At 60.1% G+C, this 18,321-nt stretch carries 14 protein-coding genes; 7 read left to right on the top strand and 7 right to left on the bottom strand.

From position 1 onward, the window contains the following. Positions 1–142 precede the first annotated feature (142 nt). The 3 genes from RDK48_RS01030 to RDK48_RS01020 all read right to left on the bottom strand — a co-directional run bounded on the left by RDK48_RS01030 (position 143) and on the right by RDK48_RS01020 (position 3,543). Positions 143–1,633, bottom strand: a complete 1,491-nt coding sequence (locus RDK48_RS01030) for a flagellar hook protein FlgE (protein ID WP_298996203.1) — start codon at positions 1,631–1,633, stop codon at positions 143–145. 249 nt (positions 1,634–1,882) lie between these two features. Then, the gene (locus tag RDK48_RS01025) at positions 1,883–2,302 is read right to left on the bottom strand and encodes a rhodanese-like domain-containing protein (protein ID WP_298996201.1); all 420 of its coding nucleotides are present in this window, start codon (positions 2,300–2,302) and stop codon (positions 1,883–1,885) included. Positions 2,303–2,352: 50 nt separating this feature from the next. Continuing rightward, on the bottom strand, positions 2,353–3,543 hold the full coding sequence (locus tag RDK48_RS01020; protein WP_298996199.1) for a pyridoxal phosphate-dependent aminotransferase: 1,191 nt from the start codon (positions 3,541–3,543) through the stop codon (positions 2,353–2,355). 88 nt (positions 3,544–3,631) lie between these two features. Between RDK48_RS01020 and RDK48_RS01015 the strand changes: the two genes are divergently transcribed. Beyond that, entirely contained in the window at positions 3,632–4,069 is a 438-nt protein-coding gene (locus RDK48_RS01015; protein ID WP_298996197.1) for an MbtF, read from the top strand. 302 nt (positions 4,070–4,371) lie between these two features. Here the strand turns inward: RDK48_RS01015 and RDK48_RS01010 are convergent, their stop codons facing one another. After that, the gene (locus RDK48_RS01010; protein WP_298996195.1) at positions 4,372–6,171 is read right to left on the bottom strand and encodes a 3-phosphoshikimate 1-carboxyvinyltransferase; all 1,800 of its coding nucleotides are present in this window, start codon (positions 6,169–6,171) and stop codon (positions 4,372–4,374) included. 492 nt (positions 6,172–6,663) lie between these two features. On the opposite strand from RDK48_RS01010, the gene aprB reads away from it, so the two are divergent. The 6 genes from aprB (at position 6,664) to RDK48_RS00980 (ending at position 15,068) form a co-directional block, all read left to right on the top strand. Continuing rightward, positions 6,664–7,152, top strand: a complete 489-nt coding sequence (aprB, locus tag RDK48_RS01005; RefSeq protein ID WP_022658830.1) for an adenylyl-sulfate reductase subunit beta — start codon at positions 6,664–6,666, stop codon at positions 7,150–7,152. Between the two features lie 37 nt (positions 7,153–7,189). Then, entirely contained in the window at positions 7,190–9,178 is a 1,989-nt protein-coding gene (gene aprA / locus RDK48_RS01000) for an adenylyl-sulfate reductase subunit alpha (RefSeq protein ID WP_298996193.1), read from the top strand. A gap of 366 nt (positions 9,179–9,544) precedes the next feature. Further along, complete coding sequence (locus tag RDK48_RS00995; RefSeq protein ID WP_298996191.1) at positions 9,545–10,780, top strand: CoB--CoM heterodisulfide reductase iron-sulfur subunit A family protein; 1,236 nt, start codon at positions 9,545–9,547, stop codon at positions 10,778–10,780. A 5-nt stretch (positions 10,781–10,785) separates the two neighbouring features. Continuing rightward, positions 10,786–13,050, top strand: coding sequence for an FAD-dependent oxidoreductase (locus tag RDK48_RS00990; RefSeq protein ID WP_298996188.1), 2,265 nt, complete (start codon positions 10,786–10,788; stop codon positions 13,048–13,050). Positions 13,051–13,063: 13 nt separating this feature from the next. After that, on the top strand, positions 13,064–14,245 hold the full coding sequence (gene qmoC / locus RDK48_RS00985) for a quinone-interacting membrane-bound oxidoreductase complex subunit QmoC (protein ID WP_298996186.1): 1,182 nt from the start codon (positions 13,064–13,066) through the stop codon (positions 14,243–14,245). A gap of 103 nt (positions 14,246–14,348) precedes the next feature. After that, positions 14,349–15,068, top strand: coding sequence for a hypothetical protein (locus tag RDK48_RS00980; RefSeq protein ID WP_298996184.1), 720 nt, complete (start codon positions 14,349–14,351; stop codon positions 15,066–15,068). 191 nt (positions 15,069–15,259) lie between these two features. Here the strand turns inward: RDK48_RS00980 and RDK48_RS00975 are convergent, their stop codons facing one another. From RDK48_RS00975 to RDK48_RS00965, 3 genes are all read right to left on the bottom strand, one after another. Then, complete coding sequence (locus RDK48_RS00975; protein ID WP_022657521.1) at positions 15,260–15,496, bottom strand: SlyX family protein; 237 nt, start codon at positions 15,494–15,496, stop codon at positions 15,260–15,262. A gap of 33 nt (positions 15,497–15,529) precedes the next feature. Next, positions 15,530–17,596, bottom strand: a complete 2,067-nt coding sequence (locus RDK48_RS00970) for a YgiQ family radical SAM protein (protein WP_298996278.1) — start codon at positions 17,594–17,596, stop codon at positions 15,530–15,532. A 331-nt stretch (positions 17,597–17,927) separates the two neighbouring features. After that, the gene (locus RDK48_RS00965; RefSeq protein WP_298996182.1) at positions 17,928–18,311 is read right to left on the bottom strand and encodes an EF-hand domain-containing protein; all 384 of its coding nucleotides are present in this window, start codon (positions 18,309–18,311) and stop codon (positions 17,928–17,930) included. Positions 18,312–18,321: the final 10 nt, after the last annotated feature.

The raw sequence follows: 18,321 nt of genomic DNA, 5'->3' as shown, positions 1-18,321 counted from the left end.
AGGATTGCCCGGATAACCAAAGTGTTTGAATATAGTATGGGCGCATTAGTCTGGCAGCGGTATCCTGCCAGAAATACAAAAGGCCCCGGTTATGCCGGGGCCGGAAAATCATGACATCAAACAAGAGCCTGAGCCCATGCTGCTATGAACGTTTGAGTTCCATGGCCTTTTGCAGCATCTGATCTGCCGTGGTCACAACCTTGCTGTTGGACTGAAAGCCGCGCTGGTTGACAATCATGTTGACCATTTCCTGGGACATGTCCACGTTGGAATGTTCAATGTTGTACGCGTTTATCTTGCCGTAGTTTTCCGTACCGGCAACGCCCATTTCCATGCTGCCGGAATCTTCTGTGGCGGAAAATAGGTTGTTGCCCTCGCGGCGCAGCCCGTCTTCACTGGTGAAACGGCATACAGGAATCTGCCAGAGATTCATGCTTTCGCTGTTGGAAAACTTGCCCACCACCGTGCCATCGGCGCTGATGCTGATGCTGTTCAGTGACCCTTCGGCGTACCCATTCTGGGTTCTTGTGCGCGTCACAGGAGAGGAAGAGGTATAGTTGGTAGTGGCATCCGCTGCGCGGGTGTAATTGTTGCCCATGCTGGCCAGCGCAGTGGGATCGGTACCTACGCTGGCAGCATTGCCAGGGCTGTTTTGCCAGCCGCTCTTGGCGGTGATGCCCAGATTCACAGTGACAGGCGCACCGTTGACATTCATCTGGGGTGTGCCGTCCTTGGAGAGTGTGGCCGCGTTCCAGTCCGCAAGGTTTGTGCTGCCCGCAGTGCTGGGGGTGTAGGCCGACATGCCGGTGAGTTCGCCCTTGGCACTGAAGCTGAGGGTGCCCGCCATCAGGGGCTGGGCCTTGCCGCCATTGGCGTCGGCATCCGAGGCAATGAGGTACTCCACAGTGCTTCCGGAGCCTGTGGATGGTGCGCCGTCAAAATAGATGGTGGCCGAGTGGGCCGTGCCATCGGCGCCGTACATGGTAATGCTTTGCCCGTATCCGTAGCTGGAACTGGCCAGGGGCGGATCATTGGCGGCATTATACTGGCCGACGAGGCTGAAATAGGGATTTGCGGGGTCACTGGTGGTGTCTTTGGACTGCCCCACATTAAAGCGCATATCAACAGACGAGGTGGCCTTGGCAGGCATCTTGGCGAATCTGTCAACTGTGACCTGCGCCAGGCCTCCCTTGGTGCCGTCCTCCGCGTATTTGTAGCCCATGAGGGCCATGCCGGCAGGCGTGCGCCAGACGCCCTGATTGTCGGGGCGGAAGTCGCCCGCGCGGGTGTAATACTGCTCGCCGGTTTTGTCCGTTACCTGAAAGAAGCCTTTGCCGCTGATGGCCATATCCGTAACGGTATTGGAAGACTCAAGAGCCCCCTGGTTGTACCGTGTGAGCACTGCGTCCAGCTGTACGCCCTGCCCTACCTGCCCAAGGGCCACCTTGGAATTGGTTTGCGCATCCCACCCGTCGCCGATGTTCCCTTGCTGTGCGTAAAAAACGTCAGAGAACAGAGCTGTTTGCTGCTTGTACCCGATGGTGCTCACATTGGCGATGTTGTTTGAGATAACGTTCATGCCGCTACTCAACGTTTTCATGCCTGTGGCGCCGATAAACAATGACGAGTTCATGCTCTGCCTCCTGTCGGGAGGGAATAATTTTCCCTTGCCCGGAAACGATGCCCCAAACAGCAAGACGTTTCTGTTGTGAAAGCGTCAGCCGTTGCGCCGCCCATATGCGTGGCGCGCCTTGTCTGCGGCGCGTTAGTCGCACATCTGGGCAGGCAAAGAAAAAGGGCGGGGAGGAAAAATCTTCCTCTCCGCCCTGAATAGAAGCAGAATCCGTGCCAGCCGTAACGCTGCTCGCGCTACTGCGGCACGCTATTTTTGCAGCGGCAGGCCTTGTTTCTGCCAGCCCGTGATGCCTTCATTCATGTGGAGGATATTGGTTATCCCTTCTTTTTCCATGGCATCGTAGGCTCCGGCAGAGCGGTTGCCCGTGCGGCAGTAGAGCAGCACCGGCTTGTCCTTGGGCAGGCCAAGTATCTGCGAATCAAAGGATGCGCCGAAAAAGTCCATGTTGATTGCGCCTGCAAGATGCCCTTCGCGGAATTCCGCCGGGGTGCGCACGTCAACAATGGTCAGCCCCTGTGGTGGGGTCTGCAACAGGGTTGCGGCGTCCTTCACGCTGATATCCTTGGCGGAAACCTGAACGGCAGCCAGCAAGAGGAAGCATGCGAGCGCCGACATCAGGCCATAAAGCCTGCCGCGCGATGGCGTTGCGGAGTGGGTGTGCGTCATTTCTGCTACCTGTAGTGGTTTGAGATCGGGCTGGGGGCCTGCCTGCGATGTTATTTTACGGAGGCGCGGGCCTTGGCAAAGCCGTCGGCAGCCTTGCGGATCACTTCTTCGCCCACGCAGAATGCCAGGCGGAAGTAACCGGGGCAGCCAAAGCCGGAGCCGGGAACCGCCAGCACGCGTTCTTCGACCAGCCTGTTCACAAAGGCCACATCATCCCCGCCGGGAGCCTTGGGGAAGAAGTAGAACGCGCCTGCGGGCATCTGGAATTCGTATCCGGCGTTTTTGAGCACCTCGGCCATGGCCTTGCGGCGGGCGGCGTAGACGTTCAGGTCAACCTGGCTGCCCAGGGCGGCGGCCATGATGTGTTGGCCCACCACGGGCGGGTTCACAAAGCCGAGAATTCGGTTGGTGAGCGTGAGGGCGGCCATGAGCTCGGCCTTTTCGTGCAACAGGGGCGAAACGGCGGCAAAGCCCACGCGTTCGCCAGGCAGCGAAAGATTTTTGGAGAAAGAGCTGATGACCACGGCGTAAGGATAGAGCGGCAGCACCGAAGGCACTTCCGCACCGTCATAGGCAAGGAAGCGGTACGGTTCATCGGCCACCAGCCAGATGGGCTTGCCGTATTCCTGACTCTTGTTTTCCAGCAGTTCGGTCAGCGCCTTGAGGTCTTTGCGACTGTAAATCACGCCGGTGGGATTGTTGGGCGAGTTGATGAGCACCACGCGCGTTTTGGGGCTGATGGCTTCTTCAAGCGCGGCAAGATCGGGTGCAAAGGTGTCGGCCTTGCTCATGACAGCGCGGAAGGTGCCGCCGTGGTTGGCTACATAAAAGCCGTATTCCACAAAGTAGGGGGCAAAGCCCAGCATTTCTTCGCCGGGATTGATCACCGCGCGCAAAAAGGCGTTGAGCACGCCGGCAGCGCCGCAGCCCAACAGTACATCATTGGCGGTGAGCGCCACGCCCTGTTCCTTGCTGAGGTGGGCGGCCAGTTTTTCCCGCGCCCAGACAAAGCCGCCATTGGGCATGTACCCAAAGGCAAAAGGTTCGCCAGCGTGTTCGGTGAAAGAACGCAAGCCGTCCACAACGGCGGGGGGTGCTGGCAGGTCGGGGTTGCCCAGGCTGAAGTCATAAACGTTGTCCGCGCCAAAACGGGCCTTGAGCTGGCCTCCGGCCTCGAACATGCGGCGGATCCACGAAGAATGTTCCAGATACCCCGTAACGCTGTCTGCAAGAATGGACATATACTGCTCCCGCTGGTTGTTGTATTCGACCTGACTATTGGTTATGCTTCCAAAAGCCGCATAAAGCAATTGTCATTTGGAGGCCCTGATGCGTTTTGAAATTTTAGGCAAAGCCCGGCGTGCGCTCTTCCCGGTGCTGTGCGCGGCAGCCCTGCTGCCCGCTTGCGCCTCCAAGGAGACGCAGGAAATTCCGGACGGCATGGCCGTTACCGTTACCTTGCGCGAAGTTCACCGCTGTTCCCGGATATCGCCTGAAATTCAGGTGGCACAGACCCCCGGCAGCACCGATTACTATGATGTGCGCCTGGTGGAATTTACCAGCGATGGCCAGGATCTGTTCCTTGGCGGTGGCGAGTGGAACAACGACGGCAGCGGCATTATCCCCGAGGGAGGCCTGACGCGCCACTATCGTGGCCCCTGCCCGCCCGCCGGACAGTCCCGAAACTATGCCTTTATTGTTTCGGCCATGAACCGGCAGAACATGCAGCCCCTTTCCGTGAGGCTGTTCCGCTTTACTCAGGAATAATCTTCCCAGCCACGCTTTTTTGTCCGCTATTGCGGCGTGGGCATGGCTGTTCAAACGGAATTTCCGTCCCGTTGCAGATATGCTGCGCGGGGCGGATTTTTTTTATCCTGCACCAGACGTTGCCGGACAGAAAATTTCCGGCCCACTGGCCGCCTGCGACCCGCATAGCACTGCAAGGGTGCAGGGCAGAGGCTTGCCGCAGGACTTCTGTCCCATCCAAGGCCTTTATGCGCTTACCCTCGTAAACGCCAACAGGCGCTGGGGACGATATCTCGCCGCCAGCGCCTGTTGTTTATTCTTTTCTAATAGTCGTCTTCGTCTTTCAGTTCCGGCGGTACAGCCACTGCGCCTGTGATAATGCGGCGTCTGGGAGCGGCAGCCGGAGCTTCCGGCGCGGCCGAACGGCGCACTGTCGGTTCGGGCAGGGTATTGTACAGCGCCCAGAAGGGCGGGTACAGCCCGGTCATGATGCCGGGGTTGCCCAGCTTCTGGTGGGGGCTTGCACAGGCAACCAGTGCAAGGGCCATTGCCCATACCGGATCAGGGGCATTCCAGCCCGTGCGCGGGCCAGATTGTTCTTTTTTGCACAATATGCCGTTTTCATCCAAATCCAGACCGACAGCAGAAAGAAAACTTTCTACCGTTGTGCGGTCTGTGCCAGAGGGCAGGGCGGGCAGAACGGCCTTGTCGCCGCGCAGGGCTGCACAGGCGGCCAGAGCCACCGGCAGCGGGGCCCAGGCAGCGGGGAATCCGGCAGGCAGATCACCCTTTGCATACTGTTTCAGGGGCGCGGCGGCGCGTGCGCAGACTTCGCCGCCATTTTTGCCCGCTTCGAAGCGCAGGTCAAGGCCGAGCTGCTGCAAAAGATCCCAGCCAGCTTCAGCTGCGGGCAGGGCGGGCCACTGGCCGCCAAGCAGGGCTTCGCCGCCCAGAGCCAGGGGCAGGGCCAGAAGAAAGAGTGCCAGTTCCGGCTCCATGCCAGCCTGAGGCTGGGCAGGCAGGCTGAGCGGGCCAGGATTGACGCGTACTTTGGCGCCTTCCACCTGCACGTCTGCACCAGCTGCGCGCAGTATGGGCAGTATGCGGGCAATAATGAGCCTGTGCTCGGGATGCGAGCCAAGATCAAGGGTGATTGCCCTTTCGTAGCCGGGAGCCGCCAGCAGGATGCCCTCGGCCAGTTCGGCGGGCACATCGGCAGGCAGTTTGACGGAATCAGGCAGAATGCCGGAGCACTCAAGGCGTGCGGGCAGACCATCGCTCTTGGGCACCACATGCACGAGGCGCGCTCCCAAGGTGGGCAGGAAGTGCCGCACAGAAGAAAAGTCAGCCAGTTTCAGGCTTGCATCGCCAGTAAACTTTGCGCGCGAGGGGCGGCCAAGATAGTGCCCCAGCAGCATGAAGAAGTTCCAGGCGCTGTCGCCCGTGTGGATTACCTTGTCAGACGCGCCAAGCGGAGCAGCCGGGCGGGCAGAAACGCCTTCATCCTCGCGGGTCATCGAGGCGCCTGCCTGAATGAGCATTTTGACGCAGTCAACAATGGGATCATTCATGAGGCAGGGCGCGATATGCAGGGGCTGGCCCGTGGCTGCGGCCAGCATCAGCCACGCGCGCGTGGCCCGGCAGGCCAGGGGGGCAGGCATGTGCAGGCGCACGTGTTTGGCGGGCGGCGCAAGATTAAAGGCTGTGCGCGGCGGTTCCTGCGTTGCTGCACCGCCGAGTTCGCCGCCCTCATCCGCGCCGTCAGCGCGTGCGGAGGCGGGACGGGGCTGAAATTCCACTTCCTGCATGAGCGAAAAAAAGTGGCCCGAAAGGCGCGCATCGCGGCTGATGTGGGAAACTGAGGCTTCCCAAGATTCACGGATGGTTTTTTCTTCCGTGGAGTCGAGCCGGGGTTTGTCGCCGCGCATGCGGACAAGAATATTATTGCGGCGAAGCAGCAGCCGCAAAATGTCGCGGTCGATCTCGCAAACTACTTCGCGCAACGGCTTGCGGGCGCGCGAATCGCCGGTTTCGTGCCCATTACGGGGGCCGCGTGAGGCGCGTTGGCCCCGTGCTTCGCGCGCATCGCGGGGAGCGCGGGAATCGTTGGAATTGTCGGTCATGCCTTGTCCTGTACTGATAATGAAATTTGGATAGGAGGGGTCCGCCCGTGGCGCAGCATTGAAAAAACAACAGGTTGCCGACTCATGGCTCGTTTTGCCGCGGGGGCTTCCCTTATCTGCCCAAGCGTGTTAGCTTGAAATGACTTCTCTTGCAAGGGTTGCGCATTGGGCAGCCCTGCGTGGCATGATCCGTTGACTTTTGAAATGGTTGTGACGCAAGAGGGGCGAAAATGCGAAAGAGATTTTTTTTCACAAGGCAGTTAACGTTCTGAATTTGCTGTAAATCCGTATGACGGCTCTGTGAAGTTTCCACGAATTTTTGCAGAGGGGGGTTGACTCAAAGGCTAAGTGCTTGTTACTAATTGCGCAAGCCATACGCCCAACCTTCGTTGTGGAGGCGCTCGGCTAACCCCGGCGTGACGGATTTGCCGCGCGCCTCGCCGAACCCGGCGGGTTTTTCTGAAACACTTTTAAAAGAGTTGGAGGATACGTATGCCGACGTTTGTCGATCCGTCCAAGTGCGACGGCTGCAAGGGTGGCGAAAAGACGGCCTGCATGTACATTTGCCCCAATGACCTCATGATTCTTGATTCTGAGGAAATGAAGGCATACAACCAGGAACCCGATGCCTGCTGGGAATGCTATTCCTGCGTGAAAATCTGCCCCCAGGGCGCCATTACGGCCCGTCCCTATGCAGACTTTGCCCCCATGGGCGGGACCTGTATCCCCATGCGTTCGGCTGACTCCATCATGTGGACCGTCAAGTTCCGCAATGGCAACGTGAAACGCTTCAAGTTCCCCATCCGCACTACGCCGGAAGGTTCCATCAAGCCCTTTGAAGGTCATCCCGAAGGCGCCAACATCGAAGATGAACTGCTGTTCACCGAAACTGCCCTGGTCGCTCCCAAGACCGCCCTTGGCAAGAAGTTCGATGTTAAGGACGCTAACAAGACCTTCACCTGCATGGAACACGGCCGCTAGGCTATTGCAACCGCTAGTGCGATAAGGAGAAACAATTATGCCAATGATTCCCGTCAAGGAAGCGACGAAGGGTGTGGCCATTGCCGAGCCTGAAGTTAAGGAACATGCTGTTGACCTGCTGATCGTGGGCGGCGGCATGGGCTCCTGCGGCACCGCTTTTGAAGCAGTGCGCTGGGGCGACAAGCACGGCCTGAAGATCATGCTGGTTGACAAAGCCACCCTCGAGCGCTCCGGCGCCGTGGCCCAGGGTCTTTCCGCCATCAACACCTACCTGGGTGAAAACGACGCCGACGACTACGTCCGCATGGTCCGCACCGACCTTATGGGCCTGGTTCGCGAAGACCTTATCTTCGACGTAGGCCGTCACGTTGACGACTCCGTGCATCTGTTTGAAGATTGGGGCCTTCCCTGCTGGATCAAGGGCGAAGACGGCCACAACCTGAACGGCGCTGCCGCCAAGGCTGCTGGCAAGAGCCTGCGCAAGGGCGATGCCCCTGTGCGTTCCGGCCGCTGGCAGATCATGATCAACGGTGAATCCTACAAGTGCATCGTGGCCGAAGCTGCCAAGAATGCCCTGGGTGAAGACCGCATCATGGAACGTATCTTCATCGTGAAGCTGCTTCTCGATAAGAACACCCCCAACCGCATCGCCGGCGCCGTGGGCTTCAACCTGCGCGCCAACGAAGTGCACATCTTCAAAGCCAACACCATCATGGTGGCCGCTGGCGGTGCCGTTAACGTGTACCGTCCCCGCTCCACCGGTGAAGGCATGGGCCGCGCCTGGTATCCTGTGTGGAACGCCGGTTCGACCTACACCATGTGCGCTCAGGTTGGCGCTGAAATGACCATGATGGAAAACCGCTTCGTGCCCGCCCGCTTCAAGGACGGTTACGGCCCCGTGGGTGCGTGGTTCCTCCTGTTCAAGGCCAAAGCCACCAACTCCAAGGGTGAAGATTATTGCGCCACCAACCGCGCCATGCTGAAGCCTTACGAAGATCGCGGCTACGCCAAGGGCCATGTCATTCCGACCTGCCTGCGTAACCACATGATGCTTCGTGAAATGCGCGAAGGCCGCGGCCCCATCTACATGGACACCAAGACCGCCCTGCAGAACACCTTCGCGACCCTGAACGAAGAACAGCAGAAGGATCTTGAATCCGAAGCTTGGGAAGACTTCCTCGACATGTGCGTTGGCCAGGCCAACCTTTGGGCCTGCACCAACACCGCGCCTGAAGAACGTGGTTCCGAAATCATGCCCACCGAACCCTACCTGCTCGGCTCCCACTCCGGCTGCTGCGGCATCTGGGTTTCCGGTCCCGACGAAGCTTGGGTGCCCGAAGACTACAAAGTGCGCGCTGCCAACGGCAAGGTCTACAACCGCATGACCACCGTTGAAGGCCTCTTCACCTGCGCCGACGGCGTGGGCGCTTCCGGCCACAAGTTCTCCTCCGGTTCGCATGCTGAAGGCCGCATGGCTGGCAAGCAGATGGTTCGCTGGTGCCTTGATCACAAGGACTTCAAGCCTGAGTTCGCTGAAACCGCCGAAGAACTGAAGAAGGCCGTTTACCGTCCCTTCTACAACTTCGAAGAAGGCAAGGCCGCTTCGACCGACCCCGTGGTGAACCCGAACTACATCACGCCCAAGAACTTCATGATGCGTCTCGTGAAGTGCACCGACGAATACGGCGGTGGCGTGAGCACGTACTACACCACCTCCAAGGCGCTGCTTGACACCGGCTTCAACCTGCTCGCCATGATGGAAGAAGACTCCTTCAAGCTGGCCGCTCGTGACCTGCACGAACTGCTGCGCTGCTGGGAAAACTACCATCGTCTGTGGACGGTGCGTCTGCACATGCAGCACATCTCCTTCCGTGAAGAATCCCGCTACCCCGGCTTCTACTACCGTGCGGACTTCATGGGCCTGGACGACGACGCTTGGAAGTGCTTTGTGAACTCGAAGTACAATCCCGCCACCGGCGAGACCAAGATCTTCAAGAAGCCCTACTACCAGATCATCCCCGACTAGTCGGCGGCACTGATGCCAAATGGGGGCGGCCGCAAGGCCGCCCCCTCTGCTGCAAGCTCTGGCTTTGCCAGGGGCCGCAGCGGCGAAAAACGCGTGCCGGCGGCGGGACAGCCCCTGCCGGAAAAAGAGCGGTTTTTCGTGCCAGCCTGTTGGTGTGCCGATTGTTTGGGCATAGGTGCGCAGCACAAGGCAAATGTTCGGCAAGGGGATGACCGGCAGCAGGCCCCCTTTGTCGGCGGGCGTGGTGCGGGCAGTTTTGTGCGCTGGCGCTCGCAGAGGTCGGCCACGGGGCCGCTCCTTTTTTTTCGCGGCGGGAGTCCTTTTCCTTCTTCAGCCGCTATGCAACAACGCAGGAGGATATCCAGGATGTCCAATGCCATTCTCGTCGTGGGCGGCGGCTTTGCAGGCCTCACAGCCGCCATTGAAGCGGCGGAACTGGGCCACGACGTCTTTATCGTCGAAAAGTCGCCCTGGCTTGGTGGGCGCGTGGCTCAGCTCAATAAGTATTTTCCCAAACTTTGTCCCCCCTCCTGCGGCTTGGAAATTCAGTTCCAGCGCATCAGGAACAACCCGCGCATAAAATTTTTCACCCAGGCCGAAGTAGTCGGGTTTATGGGTGTAAAGGGCGATTACAAGGTGAAGGTGCGCATCAGCCCCCGTCACACCGCCCCGCACAACATCGATTTCAGCCTGCTGGCCTCCAGCCTGACCGGCGAAGTGGAAAGCGAATTCGAGCTTGGTCTTGCCACGCGCAAGGCCCTGCACAAGGATATGCCTTTCGCCTTCCCCAGCCGCTACACGCTCGACCTTGATGCGCTTTCCAAGTCTGACAGCGCACGGGTTGCCGGGGCCAAGTTCCTTGATGTGAATGAACCGCAGCGCGAGCTTGATCTTAATGTCGGCGCTGTGGTCGTTGCCACAGGCTGGAAGCCCTACGATGTTACCCAGCTGACCAATCTTGGCGCGGGCAACGTGAAAAACTGCGTGTCCAACATGCAGCTTGAACGCCTTGCTTCGCCCTTTGGCCCCACCGGTGGCCGCATTGTCCGTCCTTCCGATGGCCGTGCTCCCCACCAGGTTGCCTTTGTGCAGTGCGCTGGTTCCCGCGACCAGAACCACCTGAACTACTGCTCCTACATCTGCTGTATGGCCACGCTCAAGCAGTGCCTGTACATTGCAGAGCAGAATCCCGACACGCAGATCACGGTGTACTACATCGACCTGCGCGCCCCGGGCCGTTATGTGAAGGTGCTGGAAAAGGTCAAGGCGCTGCCCAACGTGAAGTTCGTCAAGGGCAAGGTTGCCAACGCCGTGCAGGCTGAGGGCAACAGGGTGCGCATTACGGCTGAAGACGCCGTGCGCGGTGAAAAGATGACCCTTGATTATGATCTTGTTGTGCTGGCCACGGGCATGCAGCCCTCGCTGGCTGGCGAAAATGCGCCCCTGCCCCTGCCGCTGGACGAAGACGGCTTTATTGCAGGCGGAGAAGAGGCCGGCATTTTCGCCGCTGGTTGCGCGCGCATGCCCCTTGATGTGATGCGCTCGGCGCAGTCCGGCACAGCCGCCGCCCTGAAGGCGGTACAAACGGTGAAAGGGAGGTAGGCGGCATGTCGGGTAAAATTGGCGTCTATTTTGACCAGCAGAACATTGGCGGCGGGCTTGATCTGACCGCTCTGGCCGAACAGACGAGCCAGAAGTGGGGCAGTCTTGTTCCCGTAGTCAAGGTCGTTCCTGTGCTGGCCCTGGCCGTGAGCGAAATCAAGGCCGACATCGAAGCGCAGGGGCTGGACGGCGTGCTGCTGTGCGGCGCTTCCCCCCGCGTGGATGCGGACATCTACCGCCTGCCCGTGCAGGTGGAACACGTAAACCTGCGCGAACAGTGCGTGCAGGCCTATAAAAATCCTGACCACACTCCCGTGGACACGGCCAACGGCGCGCCCGAACTGCTGGCGCTCATGGCCCGCGACTATGTGAACATGGGCGTGGTCAAACTGCAAAAGAGCGAAGTGCCCGATTCTGCCGCCATTACCGGCGTGCCGAGGGTGCTCGTGATCGGCGGCGGCTGGACGGGCCTTACCGCAGCTGCTGAAGCTGCCGAAACCGGGTATGAAGTTGTGCTCGTTGAAAAGGCCGAAAAGCTCGGCGGCGCTGCCAACAACATCCCCATGGGTTCGCCCTTGGCCTCCCCGTGGACGGACAAGCAGCCCACCAACGTGGCCGACAAGGCGAGCAAGGTGCTTGGCAACAGCAAGATCACCGTGCACTTGAACACCCGCATGGAAAAGTTGGAAGGCCAGCCCGGCGAGTTCAAGGCCACTTTTGCCACTCCCTCAGGTTCGCAGACTATTGAAGTGGGCGCTGTGGTGCTGGCAACCGGCTGGGTGCCCCTTGATCAGAAATACCTTGCCTCCATGGGCCTTGGGCAGAGTACCAAGGTTGTGGACGCCGCCACCTTCGGCAAAATGCTGGTGGCCGATCAGGTGAACGCCCGCCGCATAGCCTTTGTGCTTGACACCACCATGGCTGAAGAGGCCGTGCGCAAGGCTGCTGAAGAAGCCGAAGCCGCTCCTGAAGCCGCCGAAGCTGCCAAGCCTGCGGAAGGTGAAGAAAAAGGCTTTGTAAAAGCCAACCTCGAAAGCTTCCGCCATGTTGCATATTCCAACGCGGTCAACAGCGTGGGTATGCTCCGCCTTGCCAATACGGTCTGCGAAAAGACCAATGACACCTGTCAGACCTTTATCCTCTATAAGGACATGACCGTTCCCGGCATCCTTGAACGCTTCTACAAGAAGATGCAGGATCGCCTGGGCGTCATGATGACCAAGGCCGACGTGACCGACATCCGCGAAGCTGGCGACCATATGGTTGTGAGCTGCAAAAATACCCTGCTGGGTATGGATTTTGATCTGGATGTGGATCTGGTTGTGCTGCCCACGGGCCTTGTGCCCACCACGGCCAAGGACGTGACCGTCTGCTTTGACTATCGCCAGGGCCCGGACTTCCCGGATCTGAACCTGTTCGATGGTTTTGCGGATTCCAACTACATCTGCTTCCCCTACGAAACGCGCCGCACCGGCGTGTACGCAGCGGGTTGCGTGCGTCAGCCCCTGACCATGGACGCCTGCGAAGAAGACGCCAAGGGCGCGGTGCTCAAGGCCATGCAGTGCATTGAAGCCGCCAGTCACGGCGTTGCCGTGCATCCCCGTTCGGGCGACCTTTCCTACCCTGTGTTCAATTTTGTGCGTTGCACCCAGTGCAAGCGCTGCACGGAAGAATGCCCCTTCGGCGCTCTGGACGACGACGAAAAGGGTACGCCCAAGCCCAATCCGGCACGTTGCCGCCGCTGCGGCACCTGCTTTGGCGCTTGCCCGGAACGCGTTATCTCCTTCGCCAACTACAATATCGACCAGATCGGCTCCATGATCCGCGAAGTGCAGGTGCCCAAGGACTTCAAAGCCGACGGCCCCCGCGTGCTGATTCTGGCCTGCGAAAACGACGCCTACCCGGCGCTCGATATGGCCGGTGCCCGCAACAAGCCCTGGAGCCCCTACTGCCGCATCATTCCGGTGCGCTGCCTTGGCTCGGTCAACGCCATCTGGGTGTCTGACGCCATGAGCAAGGGCTACGACGGCGTTATGCTGCTGGGCTGCAAATATGGCGATGACTACCAGTGCCACTTTGTGAAGGGCTCTGAAATCTGCTCCCGCCGCAAGGAAAACATTGCCGAGACGCTCAACCGCCTTGGCGTGCAGCCCGAACGCGTGGAACAGCTTGAAGTGGCCATTGACGAATACGACAAGGTACCCGACCTGATCGACGGCTTTGTTGACCGCATCATGGCCATGGGCCCCAACCCGTTCAAGGGCATGTAGGAGGATGGCAGCAATGGCACAATGTACAATCAAACCTGATATGGAGTTTGTCAGGGCGCTGGAAGAATCTGGGGGAGAATCCCTCAAGAAGTGCTACCAGTGCGCCACCTGCTCCGTGGCCTGCCCTCTCGCTCCGGCCAATGCGCCTTATCCGCGCAAAGAAATGGTCTGGGCTTCTTGGGGCCTTAAAGACAAGCTGCGCGCCGACGTTGACCTGTGGCTCTGCCACAACTGCGGCAACTGCTCCGACCTTTGCCCGCGCGGCGCCAAGCCTGCGGACCTCATGGGCGCAGCGCGCAACGTCATTTACCGCGAACTGACCGAACCCACCGTGGTGGGCAAGCTCATGAGCAAGCCCGCTGGCCTGCCCGTGCTCTTCGCCATCCCGGCTGTGCTGTGGCTCTTTGTGTGGTGGATCCGCGCCGGTTTCAACGGCGGTCAGTGGTTCCCCCGCGCAGCCGATGGCCGCATTGTTTTTGGTCAGATTTTTTACGGCGACTACACCATCGACCCCATCTTCATGCTCACCTTCTTTGGCGCGGCCTTGATCATCGCGCGGGGCGTCATGAAACTTTGGGGCATGTTCAAGCCTGAAGGCTCACTGGCCGTCATTGGTAAGAAAAAGTGCTGGGTTTGGCATTTGTGGGACGTGCTGTGGGATGAAGTCATCACCCACCGCAAGTTTGACGACTGCGAAGACGGCCCCGCCACCGGCACGGAAACCCCCAACCGTAAGTTCGGCCACATGCTGCTGGTTTACAGCTTCGCCATTCTGGCCTTTGTTACGGCGGTTGTGGCTGTTGGTCACTGGGGCGGCAAGGTTATTCCGCTCATCCACATTGAAACGCCCATGCCGCTGCTCTTCCCGGTGAAGATTCTGGCCAATCTGGGCGCGCTCATGCTGCTGGCCGGTCTTGCCATCCTGACTGTCCGCCGCGTGATGCTCAACCCCAAGTTCCAGGGTTCAAGCTGGCACGACTGGTATCTGCTGGGCATCATCTGGCTGGTGGCCGTCACCGGTGTGCTGTCGCAGTGCTTCCGCCTTGCGGACGTCGTTGTGCCAGCCTTCCTGGTGTACTACCTGCACCTGGTATTTGTGTGGATGCTTTTCGCGTATCTGCCCTGGTCTAAGCTTGGCCACTTCGTGTACCGCACGGCGGCCCTGGTTTACGCCCGCATGTACGGCAGAAGCTAACGGCGTTGGCCCCTGGCCTTGCGCCGGGGGCCGCCCTTGAGGATGCGCACAGTTCCCCGTGAGCTTTTCTGAAATAAATACGATCTCCGAGGAGGAGGCCGCCATGTCCGATACATCTCGTAAGGTTTTTCCCGTGGAGTCCGTGCTTGCCCTGGTTGTGGGCAAGGAGGGCGTAGACGTCAAGGAAATCGCCGGTTTTGTTGCCGGTCGTTCCGTTGCCTGTGATACCTGCGCCAAGGCCGTTGGCCCCTTTGCCGCCGCATGGCTGGCCCGCTGGTACCCCAAGTTTGCCGACCTGAACTGGGTTGAAGGTCAGTCCTGGGACGCCTTTGTCAACACTGGCCGCAGCGCCCTTGGCGACAATGTTTCCCTCACCTGCATGGACGGCCTGACCAAGGCCCTGTGCGACAAGGTGCTGAACTACCTTGGCGAAACCTACGCCAGCATGGCTGCGCAGACCGCCGCCGCCGTGGCCCTTGAAGACCGCGTGCGCGCTCTGGAGCCCGCTGAAGCCCGCGCTGCCGCTCTTTCCAAGAAGGTTGATGAGCTTGAAGCCAAAATCAAGACCATGAACACCGATATGGGCGGGCTGCGCAAGCAGGTTGCCGAATTCCAGGGCAAGGTCGCCATCAACCATGACGAACTGATGATGAACATCAAGGACGCCATCAAGGACGGCCTGAAAGGCATGGTTGTGGGCGGCGTTGCCGCTGGCGCTGCCGCTGCCGGTGAAGAAGCTGCCCCCGCTGCTGAAGAAAACGCCGTGCCGGATGATTTCGGCTTCGGTACTTCCGGCGCCAACAACGACGGCTTCGGCTTTTAAAGCAAAGACTGTCTGTGAGAGGGTTTGGGGCCTTACCCCGAACCCTCAGACAAATAAAAAACCCGCCATTGGCGGGTTTTTTATTTGCTGCAGTTCTTAATACGCTGAGCATATAAGTCTTGCTGGCGGCGGTGTGCGTCTGCTGCCCTCGGTAGTTATAACAGCTATAAACTGCGCGTCGGGCGCATCCGCTACCAGCGTTCGGGCATGGAGTGGGGCGGCAGCGAATTTTCCGGCTGGTCGCCAAGTTTCTCGCGCAACAGGCGGATCACGGATGTGGCATCGGAAAAATCCTGCTCCAGCTTGTCCAGTTGCAACTGTTGAGCGGTAAGCGCCGCATCAAGTGCCTTGATGCGTTCCTCCTGAAAAAAGGTCAGTTCTTCCAGACGGGTCAGCCGATCATCTTCTGAAGTCAGTGGGCGGGACATGGTTGCCTCCTTGCGAAACACCTGTTGGCACAGTTACGCGCGTCTTCCGCCGCGCCGTCCATCGCCTCGTTTGCCGTTGCGGTCAGCGCTTCGATCATCAGAACCCGAGCGTGAGTCTTTGCCCCTTTGCGGGCTTTCGCCCCTGCCCGGTCTGCCTTGTGTTGCTCCGCGATCACTATCCTCGCGCCGTGCAGGCCTGTCATCCATCAGCCCTTCCGGGCGACGGGAGGGCCTTGCCCTGTCCTGAGGCTTGCCAGCTTTGTCGGGCCGGGTTCCCTCAGGTTTGCGAGCGTCACCATGTGAGCCGGGTCGGGTGCTTGGCCTGACACCGGGCCGCGAACCGGGCCGCCGGGGGGCATCCCCATCCTCAGGGGCAGGCATGAGGATGTAGTGCTGGCGCATGCGCTGGGCATCTGTGCGGGCAACATAAATCGGCTCACCCAGCTCATCGCGCTCGCAATAAAACATGGCCGTGGCAATGGTGCCGGGCGTGGGGATAAAACATTGAGTCTGTTGCGGATTCCAGTGCCGTTGCCGCAGCCAGTGCGACAGGGTGCGCATGTTTTCATCCGTACAGCCTGGAAAGCCGCTCATGAGATACGGCACCACATACTGTTCCCGCCCTGCGGCGCGGCTTTGGCGTACAAAGCTCTCCAGAAAGGCCTCAAACACGTCCAGCGAGGGCTTGCGCATGAGCTCAAGCACCGAGGGTGCGCAGTGCTCTGGCGCAACCTTGAGCTGCCCGCCCGTGAATTCGCCGGTGTAGGCCGCCAAGGCATCAGCATCGCGCAGGGCCAGGTCGGCGCGCACGCCGCTGGCTATGCGGGCCTGCTTAACTTCCGGCAGGGCTGCCACCTTGCGCAGCAGCTCCACATGTTTGCGCTGCGGCGTGATGAAGGATTTGCACACACTGGGAAAGCAGCAACTGGTGCGGCGGCAGGCGCTTTTGACTCGTGGCTTGGCCGAGTCATCGTTCTGCGCAGTGCGGCTGTCCAGCGCGCAGTGCCCCTGCCACATGTTGGCGGTGGGGCCGCCCACATCTGAAATCGCCACCGGGCCTTTGCCACGAGCCACGTTCTGCTGCCCCAGCAGACGCGCCTCGGCAAGGATGGACTGCTCGGAGCGCGAACTGATGCGCCTGCCCTGGTGCAAAGCCAGAGAACAGAACGAACAGCCCCCGCCGCACCCCCTGTGGCTTGTGATGCTGGTACGCATCATCTCTGCCGCTGGGATAGCCTCCCGGTAGCGCGGGTGCGCCAGCCGGGTGAAAGGCAGAGTGTAGAGGTCGTCCATTTCTTCGGTGGTGAGAGGCTGGGCCGGGCGGGCCAGCACCACGGCGCGGTCGCCCACTGGCTCAAAGGCCCAGGCGTCAAGGCGGTGTACCTGCCGTTCCAGTTCCTGCGTCAGTTTGAGCAACTGGAAAGAGTCCGCCAGAATTTCATCATGCGAGGGCAGGGCAACCCACGGTTCACCCTCAAGGGCCGGCGGCAGATTGGTCGGCTGCCCGGAAGCGTCCAGCTTGTTCATCCAGGCCGTGCCGGGGATGCCGCGAATATCTTCGCCCCTGTCCAGGCGTTGGGCGCATTCGATAATGGCCTTTTCGCCCATGCCCCAGATGAGCAGGTCAGCCTTGGCATCCATAAGAATGGGTTTGCGCAGGGAGTCTGTCCAGAAATCGTAGTGGGAAACGCGGCGCAGGCTGGCCTCAATGCCGCCAAGAATGATGGGCAGGCCGGGAAAGGCTCGCCGGGCAAGGTTGGCATAGACCAGACACGCGCGGTTGGGGCGCGCTCCCGCCTTGCCGCCGGGCGTATAGGCATCGTCGTGGCGTTTTTTGCGAAAGGCCGTGTAGTGCGCCAGCAGAGAATCAAGCGCACCGGCACTCACCCCGGCAAACAGGCGCGGGCGGCCCATGACGAGCAGATCGTCAGTATTTTCCCAGCCGGGCTGGGCCACAATGCCGGTACGGAAACCGTGGTGGATCAGCCAGCGGGCCAGCAGCACGTTGCCGAACGAAGGATGGTCAACGTAGGCATCGCCGTTGATCAGCAGCACATCAAGCTGATCCCAGCCAAGGGCGCGCATTTCTTCCGCGCTCATGGGCACGAAACGAGGCTGACGCAAGCGGCCCTGGGGCTGCGCTCCGGCAGAGTCTGCCTGCGGCGCGTCCGCCCACAGTGATTCTGGGGCAACAGCCTTGCGTTGCTGCGCGTTCTCTCGCAGCAGATCGGGAAAGGGCGGCTTGCGCGTGGGCGCGGCCTTGTTGTCTGCGTGTGCGGAGGCTCTGGCGCCCTGTCGGCGCGGCGCACCCTTGGGCGCGTCAGCAGAAAGCGGAACGGCAGCCGTTTTTGATCTTTCGGGCTGCCGCTCAGGGGCAGCGCAGCCCTGGTCGCCGTGCTGACGCCAGGGCTGCGGAAATGGCGCGGGGCGTTTATTTGCCATTGGGGGGCGTCACCAGGGGCATGTCTGCGCTGCCGGGGGTGGGCATCATGTCGTTGCCGGGCATGCCGCCCTGGCCGCCCATCATGTTGCCCATGCTGCCGCCCATGTGGCCGGAGGAATGGTTGGACACAAATTCGTCCCATTCAGCGCGGTTAATAACTTTATCGCCATTTTTGTCAATAACGGCAAAGGCTTCTTCGCGCATGTTGGGGAAGTACGCCTTGAATTCCTCGTAGGATACCTTGCCGTCCTTGTTGGTATCCATAAGGGCAAATTTATCAACCTTGGGCGCATCGGTTGCGGCGGGGTTGGCTTGGGCAGAGGCGGCCCAAAGGCAGAGCACGGCAGCGAGAGCTATGTGCAGAAGCTTCATGGGGGATCTC

Source organism: uncultured Desulfovibrio sp. (assembly GCF_902477725.1).
Taxonomy (GTDB): Bacteria; Desulfobacterota; Desulfovibrionia; order Desulfovibrionales; family Desulfovibrionaceae; genus Desulfovibrio.
This window is presented reverse-complemented; position numbering and strand designations above follow the sequence as displayed.

What these genes read in the sequence shown, in the direction of transcription:
- RDK48_RS01030 (WP_298996203.1), bottom strand. Translation starts at nt 1,633, where the DNA reads ATGAACTCGTCATTGTTTATCGGCGCCACAGGCATGAAAACGTTGAGT.
- RDK48_RS01010 (WP_298996195.1), bottom strand. Translation starts at nt 6,171, where the DNA reads ATGACCGACAATTCCAACGATTCCCGCGCTCCCCGCGATGCGCGCGAA.
- RDK48_RS01015 (WP_298996197.1), top strand. Translation starts at nt 3,632, where the DNA reads ATGCGTTTTGAAATTTTAGGCAAAGCCCGGCGTGCGCTCTTCCCGGTG.
- RDK48_RS01025 (WP_298996201.1), bottom strand. Translation starts at nt 2,302, where the DNA reads ATGACGCACACCCACTCCGCAACGCCATCGCGCGGCAGGCTTTATGGC.
- RDK48_RS00975 (WP_022657521.1), bottom strand. Translation starts at nt 15,496, where the DNA reads ATGTCCCGCCCACTGACTTCAGAAGATGATCGGCTGACCCGTCTGGAA.
- RDK48_RS00970 (WP_298996278.1), bottom strand. Translation starts at nt 17,596, where the DNA reads ATGAGCGCGGAAGAAATGCGCGCCCTTGGCTGGGATCAGCTTGATGTG.
- RDK48_RS00980 (WP_298996184.1), top strand. Translation starts at nt 14,349, where the DNA reads ATGTCCGATACATCTCGTAAGGTTTTTCCCGTGGAGTCCGTGCTTGCC.
- RDK48_RS01020 (WP_298996199.1), bottom strand. Translation starts at nt 3,543, where the DNA reads ATGTCCATTCTTGCAGACAGCGTTACGGGGTATCTGGAACATTCTTCG.
- RDK48_RS00965 (WP_298996182.1), bottom strand. Translation starts at nt 18,311, where the DNA reads ATGAAGCTTCTGCACATAGCTCTCGCTGCCGTGCTCTGCCTTTGGGCC.
- RDK48_RS00995 (WP_298996191.1), top strand. Translation starts at nt 9,545, where the DNA reads ATGTCCAATGCCATTCTCGTCGTGGGCGGCGGCTTTGCAGGCCTCACA.
- aprB (WP_022658830.1), top strand. Translation starts at nt 6,664, where the DNA reads ATGCCGACGTTTGTCGATCCGTCCAAGTGCGACGGCTGCAAGGGTGGC.
- aprA (WP_298996193.1), top strand. Translation starts at nt 7,190, where the DNA reads ATGCCAATGATTCCCGTCAAGGAAGCGACGAAGGGTGTGGCCATTGCC.
- qmoC (WP_298996186.1), top strand. Translation starts at nt 13,064, where the DNA reads ATGGCACAATGTACAATCAAACCTGATATGGAGTTTGTCAGGGCGCTG.
- RDK48_RS00990 (WP_298996188.1), top strand. Translation starts at nt 10,786, where the DNA reads ATGTCGGGTAAAATTGGCGTCTATTTTGACCAGCAGAACATTGGCGGC.